Here is a 21,586-nt window from a genome sequence, read left to right as displayed (position 1 = left end):
CCGGAGCGAGCCGCCGCGCGCATATAATCGCGGCACCCGATGCCTCCTCTCGACGGACTGCGCGTGCTCGATCTCACCCGGGTGCTGGCCGGCCCCTACTGCGCGATGATGCTGGGCGACATGGGCGCCGAGGTGCTCAAGATCGAGGAACCCGCGCACGGCGACGACACCCGCGCCTGGGCGCCGCACCGCGACGGCTGGAGCACCTTCTTCCTGGGCCTGAACCGAAGCAAGAAGAGCGTCGCGCTGGACCTGAAGTCCGAGGACGGCGCGGACGCGCTGCGCCGGCTGATCGCGACCGCCGACGTCCTGATCGAGAACTTTCGGCCGGGGAGCCTGGCGAAGCTCGGCTTCAGCTACGAAGCCGCGGCGGCGCTGAATCCGCGGCTCGTCTACTGCTCGGTCACCGGCTACGGGCAGATCGGCCCGAAGAAGAACCTCCCCGGCTACGACGCCGTCATCCAGGCCGAGAGCGGACTGATGGACGTCACGGGCCATCCGGACGGCCCGCCGACGCGGGTCGGAGTCGCGATCACCGACTACCTTGCCGGCCTCTACGCGATGAACGGCATCCTCCTCGCGCTGCGGGACCGCGACCGCACCGGACAGGGCCAGCACGTCGACATCGCGCTGCTCGACGCCATGACCTCGGCCCTCGCGCTGCCGGCCGGGATCTACTTCAACACCGGCGAGGAGCCGGGGCGCGAGGGCAACCAGCACCACACGCTGACCCCGTACGAGACCATCGAGGTCGCGGACGGGCTGGTCGTCGTGGCCGTCGGCAACGAGCGGCTCTGGAAGCAATTCTGCGCCGCAGTGAACGCGGGCGACCTCGAGCATCACCCGGACTACGCCACCAACACCGACCGGATGGCCCACCGTCCGCGGCTCATCGCCGAGCTGACGCCGCGCCTCGCGAAGTACACGCGCGACGCGCTGATCGAACGCCTGCGCGCCCACAACGTACCCTGCGCGCAGGTTCGGTCCATCGGGGAGGCGCTGGAGGATCCGCACCTGCGGGCGCGCGGCATGGTCGTCGACATGCCGCACGACGGCCTCGGCACGATGCGCAGCCTCGGCAACCCCATCCGGCTCTCGCGGACGCCGGCGGCCATTCACCGCCGACCGCCGGCGCTGGGCGAGCACAACGAAGAGATCCTGGAGTCGCTCGGCACGGACGACGACTCCCGGACCGGTCCCCAACCCGTCGGCGCGATCACGCGAGGAGTGAACCGATGATCAACATCAAGCTGGGACTGGCGCTGTGCATGGTGCTGCTGGTCGCGGCGGCAGGCGCACAGGATGCCGAGCGTTACGGCGAACGCCTCTCGCGGATGCCGGTCGACCTGCGTACCACGTCGGCGATCTCCGGTGCGGGATCCGTCGCGGCCGAGCTGACCGGCAACGCGCTCACGGTCGCGGTGCGGTTCGACGGACTGAGCTCGGGAGTGACCGCGGCTCACGTGCACAACGCGCCGGTGGCCCGTCGAGGCGGGGTCGCGTTTGCGATAGACGTCGGCGGGACGACCGGCACCGCCGGGGAAATCGTCGACACGGTCACGTTGACCGACGATCAGCTCACCGAGCTCCGCGGCGAACGCTACTACGTGCAGATCCACACGGAGAACAACCCCGGCGGGGAGCTGCGCGGCTGGCTCCTGCGGCGCGACGACTGAGGCGCCGCGGCATCCGTGGTAGCATGCAATTTCGACCCGTTGGCCGGGTCGGCGTGAACACTGCTCCATGGCGTTCCCGCTTCCGGGAACGCTCCAGCGGGAAGTTTCGGCATGACGAACGGTAACCCAACATTGCTGCAGGACCTGCTGAACCGCGTGAAGCAACTGCCGCCCGCCGCCGGACTCGCGGGCATCGTGATTGTCGTCGCGATCGTCGGCTACCTCCTGGTGGACGTCGCGCCCGAACCGGAGCCGGAACCGGAAGTCGTGGAGGCTCCGCCGCCTCCGCCGCCTCCACCGCCTCCGCCACCCGAGCCGGAACCCGAGCCGGAGCCGGAACCCGAGCCGGAGCCGGTGTTCGAGATGCCGCCGCTCAACGAGAGCGACCCGGTCGTTCGCGAGCTGGTCGCGGACCTGTCCGCGAATCCCGAACTGGCGAGCTGGCTCGTCACGGACGAGCTCGTGCGGACGGTCGTCGTCGTCATCGACAACGTGGCCGAGGGCACGAATCCCTCCCAGCACGTACCGTTTCTCCGACCCGAGGGCCGCTTCCAGATCGACGGCGATACGTCGGCGCCACGGATCTCCACGGCCAGCTACGCCCGCTACGACGACGCGGCGGCCCTCGTGGCCTCGCTCGACGCGGAGGGCATCGCCGAGCTGTACCGGCGGCTGCGTCCGTTGTTGCGGGAAGCCTACGAAGAGCTCGGCCAGCCCGGCGACGCATTCGGCGATACCGTGTGGCGGGCGGTGGCGCATCTGCTCAACGCGCCGGTCATCGAAGGCCAGCCCGAACTGGTCCCGCGCGGACCGCTGTATCTGTACGCCGACGAGACGCTCGAGTACCTCTCGCCGGCGCAGCGCCAGTTGATCGGCATGGGTCCGGACAACCAACGCCGCGTGCAGCAGAAGATCCGGGAGATCGGGGTGGCCCTCGGCTTCCGCGATCTGCCCCGGCCCCACGCCGTGCAGCGGTAGCGCGCGGCCTCGATGCCCAGCGTGATCCGTATCGCCCTCTGCCAGTCGAATCTGGTGGTCGGCGACCTTTCAGGCAACGTATCCGCTCTGCAGGCGCGGATTCGCGAGGCGCGGGAGCGGGGAGCCGACATCGCCCTGTTTCCCGAGCTGTCGCTCACCGGCTACCCGCCGGAAGACCTCCTGCTCAAACCGAGCTTCGTGCAGGACGCCGCCGCCGCGCTCGGCGAGGTGGCCGGCGCCGCCACCGGCATCGTTGCCTGCGTCGGCGTCCCGGAACCCGTGGCGGCGGTGTCCGGGACGGCCGGCGGCGGCCGGGCCGCACCCGCCACCGCCCGGCTCCACAACGCCGCCGCGGTCCTGGCCGACGGTCGGGTCGCGGCGCTGTACCGCAAGCACCACCTTCCGAACTACGCCGTCTTCGACGAGCGCCGCTACTTCCTGCCGGGAACCGAATCGCTCGTGGTCGACCTCGACGGGCGGCGGGTGGGCGTCACCATCTGCGAGGACATCTGGATGCCGGGCGGTCCGGCCGAATGGGCGGCCGTGAACGGCGGCGCGGAGGTCGTCGTCAACCTCTCGGCCTCGCCCTATCACCGGGGCAAGGGCCGGGAGCGGGAGGAGCTGTTCGCCGCCCGCTGCCGCAATCACCGCTGCTTCCTCGCGTTCTGCAACGCCGTGGGCGGGCAGGACGAGCTGGTTTTCGACGGCCACAGTCTCGTCATCGGACCGGACGGAACGACACTCGCCCGCGGCAGACCGTTCGAGGAGGACATGCTCGTCGCGGACCTCGACCCGACCGCCGCCCGCGAGCAGCGAGAGTCCGACGCGCGCTGGGACCGGTCGATACCGGATGCAGCGACCGTTCGGGGTCCTGCGCCCGGACCGGATGCAGGCCGCGTTTCCGTTGTCCGGCTCCACCAGGCGCCCTCCCGACGCCCGCCGCCGGCCGTACGCGAAGCCACGGACGCGCTGTCTCCCGAGGCGGAGATCTACCGCGCCCTTACGCTTGGGACCGCCGACTACATCCGGAAGAACGGCTTTCCGGGAGCCGTGCTCGGACTCTCGGGCGGCATCGACTCCGCCCTCGCGCTCACCATTGCGGCCGACGCCATCGGTCCCGGCGCGGTGACCGCCGTCTCCATGCCGTCGCGCTACACCGCCGGGATGAACCGCGACGACGCCGCGATCCTCGCCCGCCGGCTCGGCACGTGTTTCCTGGAGCTGCCGATCGAGGAGCTGGCCGTCTCGTACGGCGACGCGCTCGCCGAGCCGTTCGCCGGGACGGAACCCGGCGTCGCCGAGGAGAACCTGCAGGCGCGCATCCGCGGCAACCTGCTGATGGCCCTGTCCAACAAGTTCGGCTGGCTGGTGCTGACCACCGGCAACAAGAGCGAGCTGAGCGTCGGCTACGCCACCCTCTACGGCGACATGGCCGGCGGTTTCGCGGTGCTGAAGGACGTGCTGAAGACCTGGGTCTATCGCCTGGCCGTCTGGCGCAACCGCGACGGCGAGGTGATCCCGCGGCGGATCATCGACAAGCCGCCGACGGCCGAGCTGCGCGACAACCAGCGCGACTCGGACAGCCTGCCCCCCTACGACGTGCTGGACGCGATTCTGGAAGCGTACGTCGAGCAGGACCGGAGCCCGGCCGAGATAGGGACGCTCGGCTTCGCCCGGGAGACCGTCGATCGCGTGGTGCAACTCGTCGACCGCGCGGAGTACAAGCGCCGCCAGGCCCCCCCCGGCGTCCGCATCTCGACGCGCGCCTTCGGCAAGGACCGGCGGCTGCCGATCACCAACCGCTATGCGCCGGGAGGCTGAGCCGCGGCGCGCCGAGGAAGGCACACCCCATCGGCGCGGCGCGGGCATGTCCGCCGGACGAGGCCGCCCGCGGGGCTCGCGCCGGCGCACGGAGCCTCGCGACGGGTCTCGGCGGCGCTATCCGCGCGGCGCGGCGCCGGCGTCGTCCGAGACCTGCCTCAGCACGGTGGTGGCGGCGCCGATCATGGACGCCACGTCACTCAGATTCGCCGGCACGATCAGCGTGTTGCCCGCCTTCGCCAGGTTTCCGAAACGCTCCAGGTAGTCCTCGGCGACCCGGAGCTGCATCGCCTTGTCGCCGCCCTCCGCGTTGAGCGCCTCGGCGACCTTCTTCAGCCCCTCGGCGGTCGCCTCGGCGACCGCCAGGATCGCGGCCGCCTCGCCCTCGGCCTCGTTGATCTGCTGCTGCTTGGCCGCCTCGGACTCCTTGATGACGCGCTGCTTCTCGCCCTCGGCCTGGTTGATCTTGGCGTCCCGGTCACCCTCGGACTCGAGAATCGTGGCGCGCTTCTCCCGCTCGGCGCGCATCTGCTTTTCCATCGCACTCAGCACGTCGTGCGGCGGGTTGATGTTCTTGATCTCGTAGCGCAGCACCTTGACGCCCCACGGATTGGAGGCGTCGTCGAGCTCCTCGACCACGCGCAGGTTGATGTGGCTGCGCTCCTCGAACGTCTTGTCCAGCTCGATCTTGCCGATCTCGCTGCGCAGGGTGGTCTGCGCGAGCTGGGCGATTGCGAACAGGTAGTTGCCGATCCCGTAGGAGGCCTTGCGCGCGTCCATCACTTGCAGATAGAGCACGCCGTCCACCCCCACCTGCACGTTGTCCGCGGTGATGCAGACCTGCTCCTCGACGTCTATCGCCCGTTCCTTCAGGCTGTGGCGGTAGGCGACCCGCTCGACGAACGGGATCAGCAGCGCGAACCCGGACTCCAGGGTTCTCGAGTACTTGCCGAGGCTCTCGATGATGTAGGCGTTCTGTTGCGGCACGACCACCGCCGTCTTCGCGATGACGACGATCACGACGAGGGCCAGCACCAGGGCGACGATGAAACCGGCATCCATGATGGTTCTCCGTATCGAGTCAATGAACAGATTCCGAGGACGGCGCCTCGACAATCTCCAGGGCGACGCCGTCGGTATCGACCACCACGGCGCCGGACCCGTGCGGTATCGAATCCGGGCCCACGTTCACCGCCGTCCACTCCGTCCCCTGCAGGCGCACCCGGGTCCGCCCGCCGGAAGCGACGTCCTCGTCGACGACGACCGTCGCCCCGATTGCCGGATGACGTAAATCCGCCTCGCCGCCGCCGCCGCCCCGCAACCGGTCGTAGCACTTCCGCCGAAACAGCACCACCGAGGCGATGGCGAGCATCGAGAACGCCACCCACTGCGCCCACGCCGGGAGGACGACCCCGGCGAGTCCGAGGAGGCCCACGCAGATCGCGGCGGCGCCGGCGAAGACGAGGTAGAACCCCGCGTCCGCCAACAGCTCCGCGCCCGCCAGGACGAATCCGATGATCAGCCAGCCCCACCAGGACATCTCGTGCTCCCCACCGCCGCTTCCGGTTAGACTCTGCGCCGAATCGGGTTCCCGACTGCGGCAACCCCGTGCTGCTCAGTGTATACGTCCGAGGGAATGGCGCCCCCAGGTGAAAGGCCGGTGGCGCCCCCAGGTGAAAGGCCAGCAACCATGACCTGCCTGACAAGACTCGTTGCCGCGTTGAGCGGCGCCGCCGTCGTGCTGGCGGCGTCGGCCGCCGCGGCCCAGGACCGGACCCCGACCGGGGAGCCGGACGGAAAGGACGGCTGCATGGAGATCCTCGCCCATCGCGGCGCGTCGGGCTACCTGCCGGAGCACACCTTGCCCGCCTACGCGCTCGCGTACGGACAGGGCGCCGGCTGGATCGAGCCGGACGTCGTACTGACGGCCGACGGCGTCGCCATCGCCCTGCACGACATCACCCTGGATCGCACCACCGACGTCGCCGAGCGCTACCCGGACCGGGCGCGGGCCGACGGCCGGCACTACGCGGCCGACTTCACCTACGCGGAGATCGAGAGGCTGCGCATCGTCGAGGCCCTGCCGGACCGCTACCCCCACCGGACGTTCCGCGTGCCGCGCCTGGCGAACGTCCTGGAGCTGGTCGACGGACTGAACCGCACCACGGGGCGCCGGGTCGGCGTCTATCCGGAGCTGAAGAGTCCCGGCGTGCAGCCGGAGCTGGCCCCCACCCTGCTCGCGGAGCTCGCCGGCTACGAATGGCCGATCCGGATTCAGTCGTTCGACGCCGAGGCCCTCGCGGTGCTCGATACGGAGTTGCCGCGCGTGCAGCTCATCGCACGGCCGGACCAGCTCACGCCCGCCGGCCTGACCCGCATCGCTTCCTACGCGATCGGCATCGGCGTGCCCAAGGAGCTCGTGTTCCAGGATTCCGCCGTCGTCGGGCAGGCCCACGCCCTCGGCCTGCAGGTGCACGCCTACACGCTGCGCGCCGACCGGCTCGACGCCACGTTCGACTCCCTCGCCGGCGAGGTGGCGGCGCTGATGGAGGCCGGCGTCGACGCCGTGTTCACCGACCATCCGGACCAGGTGCTGGCCCTGGTGGCCCGGTCATGCGACACCACGCGGTAAGCCCGTGCCGCCGCGCGCCGAGCGGAGTCCCATTCTCGCCGACGCCATGCTCGCGGACATGGTGCGCAAGGGCTTGCTGACGCCCCCGACGCCTGAACTCACCTCGACACCATTCGCGACCGCAGCATCGACTGGATGAACCGCGCGAGGCGTTCCTCGGCCGGCTCGACGCGTTCACCGAACTCCGCACGCAGCCGCCCGGCGATCTGCGTCAGCGGCGTCTCGCCGTCGCACGCCTTCCAGATGAAGGATCCGACGTCGTCGAGACGGATTCGGTAGCAGGGATCGCCCAGCTTCGAGGCGATCCAGCGGCCGATGCGTCCCTCGCCGAGCTGCGGGCGCAACACGACGCAGCACCCGTCGTCGAGCTCGCGCCAGTCCAGGCGGCGGCGCGGGCAAGCGTTCCAGAACGCGGTGGCATCTGCGGGCAGCGCGCCTTCGGCGCCGGCTGAGGCGGCGCAAACCCCCTCAACGGGCGCGACACCGGCTACTCGCGCGCCGGCAAGACCTGCGTCCGCCTCTGAATCCCGTGCTGGCGGCGGCCCGGCGGTCACTGTCCGCCGCCGCGCATCGCGTTCAGCGGCATCCTGACCAGCATGTAGTAGAGCAGGATGAAGATGAGCGCTCCACCGAGCGCGCTGTCGGCGATCTGCGGCAGGACCAGCCACGGGACCGCCTCGCTCGCTCCGACCACGAAGGCCAGCAGCACGGCCATCAGCGCCTCGCCGGCGATGAAGCCGGACGAGAGGAGCACCCCGGTGTTGGTCGCGGTCGTCCGTTCCTCGCCGGTCGCCGCCTGCTCGTCGAGCGAGCGCGACAGCCACCAGCTCACGAGGCCGCCGACGAAGATGCCCGCCGTCGACGGGAACGGGAGATACATCCCGACCGCGATCAGCATGGGCGACGGCGCGTTGATGAGGATGAGGACGGTGGCCAGGGCCATCCCGGCAATGACCAGCGGCCAGGCCATGTCCCCGCCGACGATGCCCTGCGAGATGAGCGCCATGAGGCCGGCCTGCGGGGCGGGCAACTCGGGGCTGCCGATCTCGTAGACCTGGTCCATCAGGATCATCGGCCAGATGAGCACCATGGCGGCGACGGTCACGCCGATCAGCTCGCCGATCTGCATCTTCCACGGCGTGCCGCCGAGAATGTGGCCCACCTTCAGGTCCTGCAACATGTCGCCGGAGATGCCGCAGGCGCAGCAGACGACGCCGGCCACCGCCAGCACCCCGAGGATGCCGCCGGATCCGGTCACCCCGATGCCGACCATGACGACGGCGGCGATGAGCAGCGTGCTGAGCGTCAGACCGCTGATCGGGTTGTTCGAGCTGCCGAGCAGGCCGACCAGGTAGCCGGCCACTGCGGCGAACAGGAACCCGAGGATGACCATCATGATGGTCAGCAGGAAGGCGCCGCCGACGCTCTCGCTGAAGTACCAGTAGAGGCCGAACAGGGGCACCGCCAGCGCCACGATTGCGAGAAGCGTCTTCCGGACGTCGATGTCGATGTCCTGGCGGCCGGCGCCTTCCGTCTGCGAGGAGCCGATGTCGCCCAGGGCGCGCCCGATGCCCTGGATGAGCGACGTGCGCAGGTTGTACAGCGTGTAGAACGCCGCGACGATCATCGTCCCGACGGCGAGCGGGCGGACTTGCCGCAGCCACACCTCGGTGCTGAGCTCGATGAACCCGGCCGAATCGGTCACCCCGGCGGCCAGCGCCGGGTTCAGGAAGAGACTCAACGGGACCAGCAGCAGCCAGCCGAGCACCGCCCCGGCGAACAACGTGGCGGCAATCTGCGGCCCGACGATGAAGCCCACGCCGAGCAGCGCCGGCGATGCGGCGGGCGACTGCAGCAGGAACCCGCCCACGTAGTTCACCTGCCGGCCCAGCATCTCGATGGTCGACTGTCCGAGCGAGACGAACCACGTGGCCGAGTCGGCCACCAGCTTGATGCCGTTGCTGTTCTTCAGCAGCTCCCAGCCCCCGGCGACGCCCATCGCCTGGAACACGAACTTGGCGCCCGTCTGCCTTCCGCCCTGCCCCGCCTTGACCAGCTCCGCCGCAGCCACGCTCTCGGGATAGGGCAACTCCGCCTCGACCACCAGGGTGCGGCGCAGCAGGATGATGAATAGGACGCCGAGGATGCCGCCGACCAGCATGATGGCGGTGCTCTCCCAATAGCGCAGCTCGTCCCAGACCCCGCTGATGACGAACGCCGGGATGGTGAAGATGGCCCCGGCGACCAGCGCCTCGCCCACCGACGCGGTGGTCCGCGCCATGTTCTCCTCGAGAATCGACCCCCCGAACAGGCGCAGCGCCGCCATCGCCACCACCGCCGCCGGGAAGGTGGCGGCCACCGTCAGGCCGGCCCGCATCCCCAGGTAGGCGTTGGCGGTGCCGAGCACGATCGCCATCGCGGTGCCGAGCAGCACCGCGCGAAACGTCAGCTCCGGCAGGTCCGACGATTCGGGCACGAACGGCACGAAGGGACGCGAAGACGGCTCGCTGGTCGGATTCATCCGGCCATTCTGCACAACGGGTGGGCGGTTGTCACCCCGCCGCACGGGCCGCCCCGCCCCCCGGACCGTCCGTCATTCGCCCGCCGGTATACTTCCGCTGCCGTGAAGCGCATTCCCGACATCTACGCCGAGAAGGGCGCCGCCGGCCGGCCGGTCGTTTCCATCGAGTTCTTCCCGCCGAAGACGCCGCAGGGAGACGAGAGCCTGTTCGAGCGGGTGCTGCCGCGTCTGGCCGAGGCGCGCCCCGACTTCTGCTCGGTCACGTACGGCGCCGGCGGGGGCGGGACGCGCGCCCGGACGCTGTCGATCGTCGACCGCATGCAGCGGGAGCACGGCCTGACCGCGATGGCGCACGTCACCTGCGTCAGCTTCACACGCGTGGCGATGAACGGCTTCCTCGACGAAGCGGCGGGACTCGGCATCGAGAACATCCTGGCCCTGCGCGGCGATCCTCCCCCGGGGGAGCCGGACTTCGTGCGGCCGGTCGGCGGGTTCGACTACGCCTACCAGCTCATCGACGTCCTGAAGGCCCGGTCCGACGAGTTCGCAATCGGCTGCGCCGGCTTTCCCGAAGGCCATCCCGACTGCACCGAGGCGAGGGAAGTCGACTGGCGGCGGCTGCGCGACAAGGTCGACCACGGCGCCGAGTTCATCCTCACGCAGCTCTTCTTCGACAACGCCGACTACTTCCGCATGGTCGACCACCTGACGGGCCCGCTCGGCGTCGCCGTGCCGATAACGCCCGGCATCCTGCCCATCCTGAGCACGAAACAGGTGAAGCGCTTCACCGCGCTGTGCGGCGCGACGCTGCCCCCGGCGCTGGTCGCCGACCTCGACCGGCTGGGGGACGACGACGAAGCGGTGACCGAGTTCGGCATCGAATTCGCCTCGCGGCAGTGCGAGGCGCTGCTCGCGGGCGGAGCACCCGGCCTGCACCTGTACGGCCTCAACCGCTCGCGATCGGCGCTGGCGATCGTCCGGAATCTCGGGCTTGCGGCATCCGGGCTGCCAGCCGTCAGAAGCGGAACAGCCGGTTGAACTTGACCACGAAGCCGCGATTGCGCAGGTCCCAACCCCGGTCGGGCCGCAAGCCGCCGGTGACGTCGCGGTCGTCGGTGTATACGACGAACAACTCGCTGCCCGGGCTGTACTCCCACCGCAGGCGCAGGTTGCTGCCGAACGAGTTGCTGGCCGAGTTGTACTGCAGCAGGCCGCTGAAGAACATCCGCGGGTTGAACGCGTAGTTCACCCGCGTCACGCCCAGGTTCGTCTGGAACGCGCCGTACGGCGTGTCGATCCAGTTGAACGAGATCGTCGGCTCCACCGACATCTGCGGCAGCACCGCGATGCGCCCCTGGCTCAGCTCCACCGACGTCAGATCGCCGTCGAAGTAGGCGCCCCGCCGCACCGCCACCGTCCCGTTGACGCGCCGCTGCTGGCCGATGGAGTAGGAGATCTGCGCGTCGGCGAAGCTGTAGCCCCCCACCGGGATCGAGAAGCCCGAACCCGGAGGCGTAAACGGCCGGACCAGCAGCTCGTAGTTGTCGGTGGCGGTAAACGTCAGCCGGTCGCTCGACTCGAACTCGGTCTGGAACGCCACGATGTTCTGGCGCGTCTCCAGGTGGTTCTGGTCGGCGGTGAGGATGTAGTCGATGCTCCCTTCCAGGCTGAACTGCCGGACGCTCTCGATCGACTGCGGCCGTGGGCTGAAGCGGCCCGTGACGTAGGAGCGCCGGAAGTTGTCGCGCCGGAGGAAACCCACCTCCGGCAGGAAGTTGTCCTCGACCAGCAGGTGATCGACCTTCAGGCCGTAGCGGTCGGCCGCGTACTCGAACGTGCCCTGGTAGCTCATGTCCTTGCCGCGATGGTCCGGTCCCGGGACCCGGGTCCGGGCGACGTAGGTGATGAGGCTCAGGTTCTCGAAGAAGGCGAAGGTGCCGTCGACGCCGTAGGCCTGGCTGGAGCCCGGGGCCACCCGGGAGACCGAACGGTTGGTGAACATCGCTCCGACGGAGCTGCGCCGCAGGAGGTCGCGCCGCAGGCGGACGACGGTGAAGTTGGTCGGGTCGGAACGGGAGGCCACCTCGTCGCCGGCCTGGATGTTCAGGGCCCCGACGTCGAACTGCCCGATCTTGCCGGTCACCCGCGCCCCGCCGACGATGGGCACCACGCGGCCCGCTTCCAGCCCGATCTTGCGGCTGTAGAAGAGCTGCGGCACGTTCACGTCACCGAAGACTCCGCCCACCGGGCCGCCGCCGGGGCCGCCGAACCGGCCGGTCACGCCGCCGCGCGCGAAGCCGAAGATCCCCCGTCCTTCGAGAAAGAACTCGCGCTTCTCCGGGAAGAACAGCGGGAAGCGGGTCAGGTTGACCTGCCGCTCGTCCACCTCCACCTGCGCGAAGTCGGTGTTGTAGGTGAAGTCGGCGGTCAGGTTCTGGGTGATGCCGTACTTGACGTCGATGCCGGCGTCGCCGCTGCCCTCGTCGACCAACTGCGGGGACGCGGTCAGGTCCGTGGTCAGGCCGCCGATGGCGTACGGCTTGACCTCGATGTTGCGGCTGGCGGGAGGCGGCTCGATACCCACCAGCGACCCGGCCGCCGAGACCCGGAAGATGCCGGCCGAGCCGCTGCCGCCACCGGCGGAGATCGGCAACCGCGTCAGGTACACCCACTCGTTCTTGCGCCGGATGGCCCGGCGGAGCTGGATGCCCCAGACATGGGGCGGCTCCGAGCGATAGCGGAGCGTCTTGAACGGGATCTCCATCTCCACCGTCCAGCCGCCGGCGAAGCGGCCGGTCCGCACGTCCCACACCGGGTTCCAGTCGGCGTTGGGGTTGCCCTCGTTGGTGAACTGCTGGTCGGCCCGCGCTCCGAGCGGGTTGGTGTAGAAGTTGAAGCCGTTGCGGCGGTCGTAGAACGTGTCGAAGAAAGCCGTGAACGTGTCGTTCTGGCGGAGTTGGCTGGTGTCGCGCCGCATCTCGTTGGCGACCCACTGGCTCTCCGGCACCGACTCGTGCACGCGGGCCGACACGTAGACGTTCGTGTCGTCGAACATGATCCACGCCTCGGTCCGCTCGGTCGCCGGCGCCCCGATGTCGGGCACCTGCTGAATGAAGCCGGTGATGGCCGGCACCGTCTCGTAGACCGGCTCGTCGAGGACGCCGTCGAGGCGGATGCCCTCGTCGAGGCGGATCGCGCGCACCGTCGTACGGCCCGCTTCGTCACGTGTCATCACCGCCGGCGCCACAGGCGCAGGCGGCCCGTCGATGAGCCCCGCATCGACGAAGAGGCCGGCGGTCCCGACGACAGGTCGGCCGGCGGCGCCGGGAGCGACCGCGGCGGCGGCTTCCGTTGCCGGAGGCGCCTCGGCAATCGCGGGCGGCGCCGACGGCGCGCCGAGAGGCGCGGGCGGCGCCGCCCCGCCCCCCGGCCCCCCGCCCCCCGGCGCCGCCCCCCGCGCGGCCCCCGCCCCCCGCCGCGCGCGCGCCGGCGGCGCGGGGCGCCCCGGGGGGGGGGGCGCCCCCCCCGGGGGGGCGCTCGGCGCGGGGGGGCGGCGCCGGCGCCGCGCCGGGCGCCGCGGGCGGCGCCGCCGCGGGCGGCGCCGCCCGGCCGAACGGCCCGCGGCGTCCGGGCGCGGCGCCCGGTGCGGCCCCGGCGGCCGGGGCATCCGACCGGGTCGCGGCTGCCGCAGGCCCCGCGGGCCGCTCCATTCCCGCCGCCGCCGGCGCCGGCGGCCGTGACTCGACGGACCCCGCTTCGATGCGCAGCTCGGCCGCCACCCTGTCCTGCAACTCGAAGATGTCCGCGAGCAGGCCGGTCACGGTCGCGGAGCGGAGCACGGTTCCCTCCGCCACGTCGAGGACCCGGGTGGTCACGCGGATCAGGTCTCCGCTGCGCTGGTAGGCGCCGCTGACCACCCGACCCGCTCCGGCCCGACGGCCGACCTCCAGAACCCCGCCCGAACCGCTGTCCCCGCGCGCCGCCGCCGTAGCGCGCAGCACCGGCGTCCCGGTCACCTGCAGATCGATGGCGACCGCCTCGGCGATGCCGACGCCGATCCAGTCGTCCGCCGGGTCACCGGCGAGGTTGGTGAAGGGGACCACGAGCACGAGGGCGTCGTCGCCGGGCGACGCCGGCAACGCGCCCGACGGAGGCTGAGCCGCGGAATGCGCCACGGAGAGAATCGTGGCCAGCAGCCCCGAAACGATGCGCATCTTCCACATGGTTTGCGAGGGAACGAGAAGTGTCGATCGGCCGTGCATACCGCCAAGTATGTCAGACGGACAGGAGCGCCCCGGTGTTTACGGCGCTCGACCGGAAGGTCGGGCCCACGCGACCGCGAATCATGCCAGGAGTCTGCGCCGCAGAACAGCGAAGCGAAGTGCTGTGGCGCAGAGTCATGGAGCGGGGGGATGGGCCGAACGCCGAGCCTGCGAGGCGTTTCGGGGCGCTAGTTGCGGAACAGCCGCGTGAGCTTGATCACGAACCCGCGGTCGCGAAGCCCGTCGTAACGGTCCGGCCGCAGCGGATCGGTATCCTGCTCCTCGGTGTAGACGACGAACAGCTCGCTCCCGGGCGAGTACTCCCAGCGCAGCCGGAGGTTGGTCCCCAGCGTCCGGCTCGCGGAGTTGTACTGCAGCAGGCCGCTGAAGAACATCCGGGGCGTGAAGGTGTAGTTCACGCGCGCCCGCACGAGATCGGTGCGCAACGATCCGCCCGGCAGGTCGATCCAGTTGAACGACAGGCTGGGCTCGACGGCCAGTTGCGGCAGCAGGTCGACCCGGCCGCGGCTGAGATCGACGGACGTGATGTCGCCGTCGAAGTAGCCGCCGGTCGCTACCTCCACCCGCCCGTTGAGCAGCCGCTGCGGCCCCAGCGCGTACGTCAGGCGCACGTCGGTGAAGCCGTAGCCGCCGGCGGGAATCGCGACGTCTCCGCCCGACGGAAAGAACGGCCGCTGCAGCAGCTCGTAGCTGTCGCTCAGCCGCACCCCGAACTGATCGCTGCTCTCGAGCTCGGTCTGGAACGCGACCTGGTTCTGGCGCGTTTCCAGGAACCCGGTGTCGGCGGTCAGGAAGTAGTCGTGGCTCGCCTCCAGCACGAACTGGCGGACCGACTCGATCGAGCGCGGCCGCGGACTGTAGCGCCCGGACAGCGACGTGCGGCGGAAGTTCCGCCGGCGCAGGAACCCGACCTCCGGCCGGAAGTCGTCCTCGACCAGCAGGTGGTCCACCTCCAGGCCGTAGCGGTCGGCGCCGTAGTCGAAGCGGGCCTGGTAGCTCGTGTCGCGGCCCGTCACGCCGGTGGTGCGCGTTCTCGCGTAGTAGCCGAGGAGGTTCACGCTGTCGAAGAACGAGAAGGTGGCGTCCGCGCCGTAGGCCTGGTTCGATCCCTCGCCGGAAAGCGCCAGCGACCGGTTCGTCACGAGTCCGCCGACGCTGCTGCGGCGCAGGATGTCGCGCTTGACGCGCAGCACCGTGAAGTTCGTGTCCAGGGCGCCGGAGACCGCCTCGTTGCCGGTCTGGATGTTCAACGCCCCGACATCGAACGCGCCGATCTTCCCGGTCAGGCGCCCCCCGCCGAGAATCGGCACCGCCTGCCCGCCCTGCAGCCCGATGCGGCGGCTGTAGAAGATGGTCGGCGCGTCGCCGCCGCCGAGCACGCTGCCCCGCCGCAGGCTGCGCGCCGTACGGAAGCTGCCGCGGGCGAAGTCGAAGATGCCGCGCCCTTCGAGAAAGAACTCCCGCTTCTCGGGGAAGAACAGGTTGAAGCGGGTCAGGTTCACCTGCTGCTCGTCGACCTCGACCTGCGCGAAGTCGGTGTTGACGGTGAAATCGGCGGTCAGGTTCTGGGTGACGCCGTACTTCAGATCCACCCCCAGCTTGCCGTCGCCCTCGACCCGCGGGTCGGGGCCGGCATTCAACCCCGCGACTTCCCCCGGGACGCTGGTCAAACCCCCTATGGCATAGGGCTTGATCTCCAGGTTGTTGCCGGCGGGCGGCGCCTCGAGCCCCACCAGCGTGCCGGCGGCGGACACCCGGAAGACGCCCCCGCGCCCGCCGAACCCCGCGGCCGAGATCGGGATCAGGGTCAGGTAGGCCCATTCGTTCTTGCGCATCACGGTGCGCCGAAGCTGGATCCCCCAGACCTGGTCGCGCGCCGGGCGGTAGCGGAGCGACTTGAAGGGCACGACCATCTCGATGGTCCAACCGCCGTCGAACCGGTCCGTCTTGACGTCCCAAACCGGGTTCCAGTCGCGATTCGGGTTGCCCTCGTTGGTGAGGGCCTGATCGACGAAGCCGCCGAGCGGGTTCGCATAGAACAGCAGCGCGTTGCGGCGGTCGTAGAACGTGTCGATCAGGAAGCCGAACAGGTCGTTGTTCAGCATGTTGAACGCGTCGCGGCGCATCTCGGTGGCCACCCACTCGCTCGGCGGCGCGCTGTCCCAGCAGCGCCCGGCGACGTAGAAGTTCTCGTCGTCGAACATCACCCAGGCGTCGGTCCGCTCGGTCGCGAGCGCGCCCTCGTCGGGAAGCTGCTGGATGAAGTCGGAGACCGGGGCCACGGCGTCGTAGACCGGCTCGTCGAGCCGGCCGTCGACCTCGATGCCGGCAAGGAGCCGGACGGCGCGCATCGTCGCCTGGCCGCCCTCGCGCGTGATCACGTCGGGGGCCACGGGCGCAGGCGGTCCGTCGATGACGACGTCGGTCTCGAATCGCGTCCCGTCGGGGACCGGCGCCGGCGTCCCCGCCGCTATCCGCGTCTGCGCGGACCCTTCCCCGCCGGACTGCCCCGCAGCCGCCGCCGCGCAAAAGACGAGGAACGCCGGCAGGCCGCCGGCAACGAGCACCTTCATGAACCGTGTGGATCCTCGCACATTCGGATGGGCGGCGGACCGTCTGCTCCGGTGGTCGGCCGAGAGCTTGCGCCGCAGGGCGCAGCGCAGACTGTTCTCAGGCCGGCAATGCCGACCCGTGCCCCCGGGGCGGCGCGGGGACGGCCGGCATCTTGACGCCCCCCGCCCCCGGTTGTAGGCTCGCCTTCACCGCAAGACAGCCCTGAGGAGGAAACCCATGAAGGTGTCCGCGCGACTCGTTCCACTCGTCTTCGTGGTCCTGGCCATCGTCACCGCCGGGGCCGCCACCATGCAGGACAAGGCCGGCCAGACCGCCTCGATGGCCGAGGCGGCGCAGGCGTTCCTGGACTCGCTGACGCCGGAGCAGCGCTCCGCGGCGATGTTCCCGTTCAACAGCGACGATCGCTTCGACTGGCACTACATCCCCCGCGAGCGCAAGGGCGTGTCCCTGAAGGCGATGAGCGGGACGCAGAAGAAGGCGGCGCTGGCCCTGGTAGAGGCGAGCCTGAGCGCCGAGGGCTACGAGAAGTCCGAGCGCATCCGGCAGCTCGAGCAGATCCTCTATGACCGCGAAGGACGCGCCATCCGCGACACCGAGCTGTACTTCTTCATGATCTTCGGTGACCCGTCCGCGGACGGGTCCTGGGGCTGGCGCTACGAGGGGCACCACATCTCGGCGAATTGGACCGTCCTCGACGGGATGCTCGCCTCCAGCACGCCGCAGTTCTTCGGCACCAACCCGGCGTACGTTCGCGAGGGCAGCCGCGCCGGCGAGCGGGTTCTGGTGCTGGAGGACATCCTGCCCCGCAGCCTGATCGCCTCGATGTCCGACGCCCACCGCAGGGCCGCAATCGTCTCCGACGAGGCCCCGAGCGACATCCTGACCACCTCCGACCGGGAGGCCGGGATACAGGAGAACTCCGGGGTCGCCTTCGGCGATCTGAGTCGCGGCCAGCAGGACATCCTCTGGGCGCTGATCGAGGAGTACGCCGAGGCGCAGCCGGCGGCGATCGCGGCCGAGCGTCTTGCCAAGGTGAAAGAGGCCGGACTCGACGGCATCCGGTTCGCCTGGATGGGGAGCCTCAAGGAGGGCGAGGGGCACTACTACCGCGTGCAGGGCCCGACGTTCCTGATCGAGTACAACAACGTGCAGAACACCGCGAACCACGTCCACAGCGTGTGGCGCGACTTCGACGGCGACTTCGGCCGCGACGTCCTCGCCGCGCACTACCAGCGGTACGCGCACGACACGGTCAACGCCAACTGAGAGTCAGGGCCGGGCGGGCGGCTCCCGTCCGGCTCTTTTCTTCGTTCGGGGCCGTCACGACGGAATCCGATCCCTGGTCGGATCGGCGTTCGATCGGATGATCACCAACGTCCGATCGTCGCTCTGCCGGCCGGCTCCGAATCTGTGCACGTCCTGCATCACGCGGCTGCACAGCTCGGTCGCGCCGGCCTCTCCCGCCTCCCGCAACGTCCCGATGAGCCGCGAGTTGCCGTACTCTTCCCCCTCGGGGTTGGTCTGCTCCACGATGCCGTCGGTGTACAACCCGACGACGTCGCCCGGCCCCAACGTCGCGTGTCCCTCGAAGTAGCGCGGCGCCTGGAACAGGCCGAGCGGCACGCCGCCCTCCTCCAGCAGCTCCACCTCGCCGCCGGCGCGCACCAGCACGGGCGGCACGTGGCCGGCGTTGACATACAGCAGGCTGCGCGCGGGGACGTCGAGCACCATGTAGAAGAGCGTGACGTAGCGCCCCTCCTCGACCGACTCGTGAAAGAAACGGTTGGCGCGGCGCATGATCGCGCGCACGGCCAGCTCGTGGCCGACCAGCGAGGCGATGGAGGCTCGGATCGCGGCGACCAGCAGGGCCGCCGCGATGCCCTTGCCCACGACGTCGGCGATAACCACTCCCCAGCGATCTTCCGGCAGCGGGATGAACTCGTAGTAGTCGCCGCCGACGGCCAGCGACGACTCGTGCGCCCCGGCGATGTCGAATCCAGCCAGCGTCGGGGTCGCGCCCGGCAGCAGATCCTCCATCACGTCCCGCGCCAGCGCCAGATCGCTGTCGAGTCGGCGCTTGTCGCGCACTTCCGCAATCAGCCGGGCGTTCTCGATGGTCGCGGCGACGGCGGACGCGTACACGCCGATTACCGCCTCGGCCGCCTGGTCGTAGCCGGACGACCGGTCCGACCACAGATCGAGCGCCCCCCGCACGCGGCCTCGCGAGCCGACGAGCGGCACGACCAGCCGCGAGCGCGCCCGCTCGCGTCCTTCGCAGACACCCGGCTGATCGTGCAGCGAAACCGGCTCGCCGGTGGCCAGGACGCGACCCACGACGCCGTGCTCCTCGAACGGCGCCTCCATGTCGACCGGCGCGGGATTGATGCAGCCGCGGGCGACGCTGTGCGATACGCGCGCGCCGAGCGGATCGACGACGTAGACGCCCGCCGCGTCGTGGTCCACGAGCGATACGAGACCGTCGAGGATGCCGTTGAGTATGCGTCCCGCGTCGCTGCCGTCGGTCGTCAGGCGGAACGCATCGACCATCACGCGCGCCGCGGCCACCGCGTCGTCACCGATCCGGGCCGACGGCCGGCCGACATCCGCGCCGGAATCGACTGACTTCGACATGACGCTATTGTAAGTGCCTGCCGCGGTTGCGCCGAAGCCGTTGAAGGCCGGCCCGGGCGAGCGCCCGCGGCGGGATGCTACAATGGTCGATTGTGCCCCGCGCGAGGCGTCCGCCTCGCGGCACGCAGTGTGGTGAGTGTAGCTCAGTTGGTGGAGCGCCGGACTGTGGCTCCGGAGGTCGCGGGTTCAAGCCCCGTCACTCACCCCATCCCCTCCCGGCAACCCGTGCATCGCATGCTGTCCACCGGGCTGCGGATTCTCGCCCTGGCCGCGTGGATTGTCGCGTGCGGTACCGGCGCGGAGCCTTGGGGGACGGCATTCGCGGCGGCGCAGACGATCGGAACCGGCGGGATCAACGATCCTTCCACACTTTCCCGGCCACACGTCGTGCTCGTGTCGTTCGACGGCCTTCACCCGTCCTACCTCGGCCGCTTCGACACGCCCCGGTTCGACCTTCTGGCAACCCGCGGGATGCGCGCCGCCGGCCTCGTCAGCGTCTTCCCTTCGCTCACGTTTCCGGGACACTACTCCATCGCCACCGGCCTGCATCCGGAAGCGCACGGGGTGGTCGGCAACCGCTTCTACGACCCGACGCGCGGCGCCGAGTTCAGCTACCGGCGGCGAGACGACGCGCAGGACGGCTCCTGGTGGGGCGGCGAGCCGATCTGGGTCACGGCGGAGAAGCAGGGCATGGTCTCCGCCGCGTTCTTCTTCCCGGGAACCGAAGCGGACATCGGCGGCGTTCGCCCCAGCCACTGGCGCCCGTACGACGGCCGGGTGCCGAACCGCGAGCGAATCGTCCAGGTCCTGGCATGGCTGGCCCTGCCGCCTGCGCAACGCCCGCACCTCGTCACCCTCTACTTTTCGCTGGTCGACGGCGCCGGCCACCGGCTCGGCCCGGATCATCCGGACATGCGCCAAAGCGTCGAGAGCGCCGACGCGCTGCTGGGACGGCTGATGGACGGCATCGACACGCTGCCCCACGCAGAGCGCGTCGCCCTCGTCGTGGTCTCCGATCACGGAATGGCCGCGCCGGATCCCGATCGAACCACGGTGCTGTCGGAGGTCGTGGAGCTCAGCGGCGTACGAGTGGTTGAGGCCGGACCTTCGGTGAGCCTGCACGTCGGCGATCGGGATCGCGCACGCGACCTGCGCGACCGCCTCAACGCGCGGCTCGTGCATGCGCGCGCCTACCTGCGCGAGGAGCTCCCGGAACACCTCCATGCCCGTCGCAGCGCGCGCCTCGGCGACCTGCTGGTCATGCCGAGCGGACTGGGGATGGTGCACCTCGGCCCCGACTACCGGCCCCCGGCCGGCATGCACGGCTGGGATCCGACCCTGCCGGAAATGCACGGCATCTTTCTCGCGGCCGGTCCGGGAATCGCGGCCGGGGTCGCACTGCCCGCGGTCGACGCGGTCGACGTCTACCCCCTCGTCGCCCACCTGCTCGGCCTGACGCCGAACCCGGAGATCGCCGGCAGTCTCGCAGCGTTCGGCACCGCCCTCGAGCCCGCTCCGCACGGCGGCGGCCAGGCCACGGGAACGGCGCCGGAATGACGCTCGACGGGGCAACGCGCGTGCACGCCGTACTCGACCGGGCCGGCAGCCTGGTCTTCCCCGGCGTCTACGACACGCTGTCGGCGAAGCTGGCCGAGCGGGCCGGCTTCGAGCTGGCGTTCGTGTCGGGCTACGCCGTCTCGGCCACCTGCATCGGCGAGCCCGACGTCGGACTCCTGACCCAGAGCGAGGTGATCGACCGGGCGCGGCGTATCTGCGGCAGCGTGGGCATCCCGATACTCGTCGACGCCGACACCGGCTACGGCAATGCGCTGAACGTGGTGCGGACCGTGCGCGAGCTGATCGCGGCGGGGGCGGCCGGCTGCTTCCTGGAGGATCAGGTGTGGCCGAAGCGCTGCGGCCACATGCGCGGCAAGCGGGTCGTCCCGCGGGACGAGTACCTGGGCAGGATCCGCGCCGCGGTGGACGCGAAGGGCGACGCCGACTTCTTCCTCGTCGCCCGCACCGACGCCATCGCCGACGGCGGCCTGGACGAGGCGCTCGCAAGGGCGGAGGCGGCCCGTGCGGCCGGGGCGGACGCCACGTTCGTCGAGGCGCCCCGCACGCGCGAGGAGCTGGCGGTGGTGGGCCGGACGGCGCCCAGGCCGACCGTGGCGAACATGGTCGAGCAGGGACGGACCCCGCTGCTCTCCGGCGAGGAACTGGCCGCGCTCGGGTTCCAGCTCGTCCTCTATCCGGTGTCCGGCCTGTACGCCGCGGCCCGCGCGCTGGAGGCCGTGTACGGACATCTGCGGGCGGAGGGCACGACGGCCGGCGCCGAGGACCGGCTCATCCCCTTCGAGCGCTTCAACGACCTGATCGGCGTGGGCGAGAAGCACGCCCTCGCCGAGCGCTACGGCGGCGATTCCTAGTCCCCTGCGGTGCTTCGGCCCGGACCCCGCGAGTCCGGCGG

The 21,586-nt window shown here is 70.5% G+C and carries 17 protein-coding genes and 1 tRNA gene; 10 read left to right on the top strand and 8 right to left on the bottom strand.

Features of this window, described 5'->3' with window-relative positions:
- Positions 1 to 39: 39 nt before the first annotated feature.
- From F4X11_13940 to F4X11_13925, 4 genes are all read left to right on the top strand, one after another.
- A complete protein-coding gene (locus F4X11_13940) occupies positions 40 to 1,239 on the top strand; it encodes a CoA transferase (GenBank protein ID MYN66112.1) in 1,200 nt (399 codons plus the stop codon).
- The gene (locus tag F4X11_13935; protein MYN66111.1) at positions 1,236 to 1,676 is read left to right on the top strand and encodes a CHRD domain-containing protein; all 441 of its coding nucleotides are present in this window, start codon (positions 1,236 to 1,238) and stop codon (positions 1,674 to 1,676) included. The genes F4X11_13940 and F4X11_13935 overlap by 4 nt, the downstream gene beginning before the upstream one ends.
- A 111-nt stretch (positions 1,677 to 1,787) precedes the next feature.
- The gene (locus F4X11_13930; GenBank protein ID MYN66110.1) at positions 1,788 to 2,654 is read left to right on the top strand and encodes a DUF3014 domain-containing protein; all 867 of its coding nucleotides are present in this window, start codon (positions 1,788 to 1,790) and stop codon (positions 2,652 to 2,654) included.
- Positions 2,655 to 2,666: 12 nt separating this feature from the next.
- Complete coding sequence (locus F4X11_13925) at positions 2,667 to 4,475, top strand: NAD+ synthase (GenBank protein ID MYN66109.1); 1,809 nt, start codon at positions 2,667 to 2,669, stop codon at positions 4,473 to 4,475.
- Positions 4,476 to 4,592: 117 nt separating this feature from the next.
- Here the strand turns inward: F4X11_13925 and F4X11_13920 are convergent, their stop codons facing one another.
- Positions 4,593 to 5,537, bottom strand: coding sequence for a paraslipin (locus F4X11_13920; GenBank protein ID MYN66108.1), 945 nt, complete (start codon positions 5,535 to 5,537; stop codon positions 4,593 to 4,595).
- Positions 5,538 to 5,556: 19 nt separating this feature from the next.
- Complete coding sequence (locus F4X11_13915) at positions 5,557 to 6,015, bottom strand: NfeD family protein (GenBank protein MYN66107.1); 459 nt, start codon at positions 6,013 to 6,015, stop codon at positions 5,557 to 5,559.
- A gap of 150 nt (positions 6,016 to 6,165) precedes the next feature.
- Here F4X11_13915 and F4X11_13910 point away from each other — a divergent pair, with 150 nt between their 5' ends.
- Positions 6,166 to 7,107 (top strand): glycerophosphodiester phosphodiesterase, encoded by a 942-nt coding sequence (locus F4X11_13910; protein MYN66106.1) that lies wholly within the window; start codon positions 6,166 to 6,168, stop codon positions 7,105 to 7,107.
- 98 nt (positions 7,108 to 7,205) lie between these two features.
- On the opposite strand, the gene F4X11_13905 is transcribed toward F4X11_13910, so the two are convergent.
- Both F4X11_13905 and F4X11_13900 read right to left on the bottom strand, forming a co-directional pair.
- Positions 7,206 to 7,661: a PqqD family protein gene (locus F4X11_13905; GenBank protein MYN66105.1), complete on the bottom strand. Its 456-nt coding sequence runs from the start codon at positions 7,659 to 7,661 to the stop codon at positions 7,206 to 7,208.
- Positions 7,658 to 9,628, bottom strand: coding sequence for an oligopeptide transporter, OPT family (locus tag F4X11_13900; protein ID MYN66104.1), 1,971 nt, complete (start codon positions 9,626 to 9,628; stop codon positions 7,658 to 7,660). The genes F4X11_13905 and F4X11_13900 overlap by 4 nt, the downstream gene beginning before the upstream one ends.
- 102 nt (positions 9,629 to 9,730) lie before the next feature.
- Here F4X11_13900 and F4X11_13895 point away from each other — a divergent pair, with 102 nt between their 5' ends.
- On the top strand, positions 9,731 to 10,666 hold the full coding sequence (locus F4X11_13895) for a methylenetetrahydrofolate reductase [NAD(P)H] (protein ID MYN66103.1): 936 nt from the start codon (positions 9,731 to 9,733) through the stop codon (positions 10,664 to 10,666).
- Here the strand turns inward: F4X11_13895 and F4X11_13890 are convergent.
- The 3 genes from F4X11_13890 to F4X11_13880 form a co-directional block, all read right to left on the bottom strand.
- The gene (locus F4X11_13890; GenBank protein MYN66102.1) at positions 10,644 to 12,860 is read right to left on the bottom strand and encodes a carbohydrate binding family 9 domain-containing protein; all 2,217 of its coding nucleotides are present in this window, start codon (positions 12,858 to 12,860) and stop codon (positions 10,644 to 10,646) included. The genes F4X11_13895 and F4X11_13890 overlap by 23 nt on opposite strands.
- Positions 12,850 to 13,842, bottom strand: coding sequence for a hypothetical protein (locus F4X11_13885; protein MYN66101.1), 993 nt, complete (start codon positions 13,840 to 13,842; stop codon positions 12,850 to 12,852). Before F4X11_13885 ends, F4X11_13890 begins: the two co-directional genes overlap by 11 nt.
- A gap of 236 nt (positions 13,843 to 14,078) precedes the next feature.
- Positions 14,079 to 16,484, bottom strand: a complete 2,406-nt coding sequence (locus F4X11_13880; GenBank protein MYN66100.1) for a carbohydrate binding family 9 domain-containing protein — start codon at positions 16,482 to 16,484, stop codon at positions 14,079 to 14,081.
- 217 nt (positions 16,485 to 16,701) lie between these two features.
- On the opposite strand from F4X11_13880, the gene F4X11_13875 reads away from it, so the two are divergent.
- Positions 16,702 to 17,751, top strand: coding sequence for a DUF3500 domain-containing protein (locus tag F4X11_13875; protein MYN66099.1), 1,050 nt, complete (start codon positions 16,702 to 16,704; stop codon positions 17,749 to 17,751).
- 54 nt (positions 17,752 to 17,805) lie between these two features.
- Here the strand turns inward: F4X11_13875 and F4X11_13870 are convergent, their stop codons facing one another.
- Entirely contained in the window at positions 17,806 to 19,116 is a 1,311-nt protein-coding gene (locus F4X11_13870; protein MYN66098.1) for a SpoIIE family protein phosphatase, read from the bottom strand.
- 132 nt (positions 19,117 to 19,248) lie between these two features.
- On the opposite strand from F4X11_13870, the gene F4X11_13865 reads away from it, so the two are divergent.
- The 3 genes from F4X11_13865 (at position 19,249) to F4X11_13855 (ending at position 21,545) form a co-directional block, all read left to right on the top strand.
- A tRNA-His gene (locus tag F4X11_13865) sits at positions 19,249 to 19,324 on the top strand.
- Positions 19,325 to 19,350: 26 nt separating this feature from the next.
- Positions 19,351 to 20,673: an alkaline phosphatase family protein gene (locus F4X11_13860; GenBank protein ID MYN66097.1), complete on the top strand. Its 1,323-nt coding sequence runs from the start codon at positions 19,351 to 19,353 to the stop codon at positions 20,671 to 20,673.
- Positions 20,670 to 21,545 carry an oxaloacetate decarboxylase gene (locus F4X11_13855; protein ID MYN66096.1) on the top strand — a complete coding sequence of 292 codons (876 nt, stop codon included), beginning with the start codon at positions 20,670 to 20,672 and terminating at the stop codon, positions 21,543 to 21,545. Before F4X11_13860 ends, F4X11_13855 begins: the two co-directional genes overlap by 4 nt.
- Positions 21,546 to 21,586 lie beyond the last annotated feature (41 nt).

This window comes from Acidobacteriota bacterium (assembly GCA_009861545.1).
Taxonomy (GTDB): Bacteria; Acidobacteriota; Vicinamibacteria; order Vicinamibacterales; family UBA8438; genus WTFV01.
This window is presented reverse-complemented; position numbering and strand designations above follow the sequence as displayed.

Excerpts from the sequence above, each read along its gene's own strand:
- F4X11_13940 (MYN66112.1), top strand. The coding sequence starts at position 40 with ATGCCTCCTCTCGACGGACTGCGCGTGCTCGATCTCACCCGGGTGCTG.
- F4X11_13935 (MYN66111.1), top strand. The coding sequence starts at position 1,236 with ATGATCAACATCAAGCTGGGACTGGCGCTGTGCATGGTGCTGCTGGTC.
- F4X11_13930 (MYN66110.1), top strand. The coding sequence starts at position 1,788 with ATGACGAACGGTAACCCAACATTGCTGCAGGACCTGCTGAACCGCGTG.
- F4X11_13925 (MYN66109.1), top strand. The coding sequence starts at position 2,667 with ATGCCCAGCGTGATCCGTATCGCCCTCTGCCAGTCGAATCTGGTGGTC.
- F4X11_13920 (MYN66108.1), bottom strand. The coding sequence starts at position 5,537 with ATGGATGCCGGTTTCATCGTCGCCCTGGTGCTGGCCCTCGTCGTGATC.
- F4X11_13915 (MYN66107.1), bottom strand. The coding sequence starts at position 6,015 with ATGTCCTGGTGGGGCTGGCTGATCATCGGATTCGTCCTGGCGGGCGCG.
- F4X11_13910 (MYN66106.1), top strand. The coding sequence starts at position 6,166 with ATGACCTGCCTGACAAGACTCGTTGCCGCGTTGAGCGGCGCCGCCGTC.
- F4X11_13900 (MYN66104.1), bottom strand. The coding sequence starts at position 9,628 with ATGAATCCGACCAGCGAGCCGTCTTCGCGTCCCTTCGTGCCGTTCGTG.
- F4X11_13890 (MYN66102.1), bottom strand. The coding sequence starts at position 12,860 with ATGACACGTGACGAAGCGGGCCGTACGACGGTGCGCGCGATCCGCCTC.
- F4X11_13885 (MYN66101.1), bottom strand. The coding sequence starts at position 13,842 with ATGCGCATCGTTTCGGGGCTGCTGGCCACGATTCTCTCCGTGGCGCAT.
- F4X11_13880 (MYN66100.1), bottom strand. The coding sequence starts at position 16,484 with ATGAAGGTGCTCGTTGCCGGCGGCCTGCCGGCGTTCCTCGTCTTTTGC.
- F4X11_13875 (MYN66099.1), top strand. The coding sequence starts at position 16,702 with ATGAAGGTGTCCGCGCGACTCGTTCCACTCGTCTTCGTGGTCCTGGCC.
- F4X11_13870 (MYN66098.1), bottom strand. The coding sequence starts at position 19,116 with ATGTCGAAGTCAGTCGATTCCGGCGCGGATGTCGGCCGGCCGTCGGCC.
- F4X11_13860 (MYN66097.1), top strand. The coding sequence starts at position 19,351 with ATGCTGTCCACCGGGCTGCGGATTCTCGCCCTGGCCGCGTGGATTGTC.
- F4X11_13855 (MYN66096.1), top strand. The coding sequence starts at position 20,670 with ATGACGCTCGACGGGGCAACGCGCGTGCACGCCGTACTCGACCGGGCC.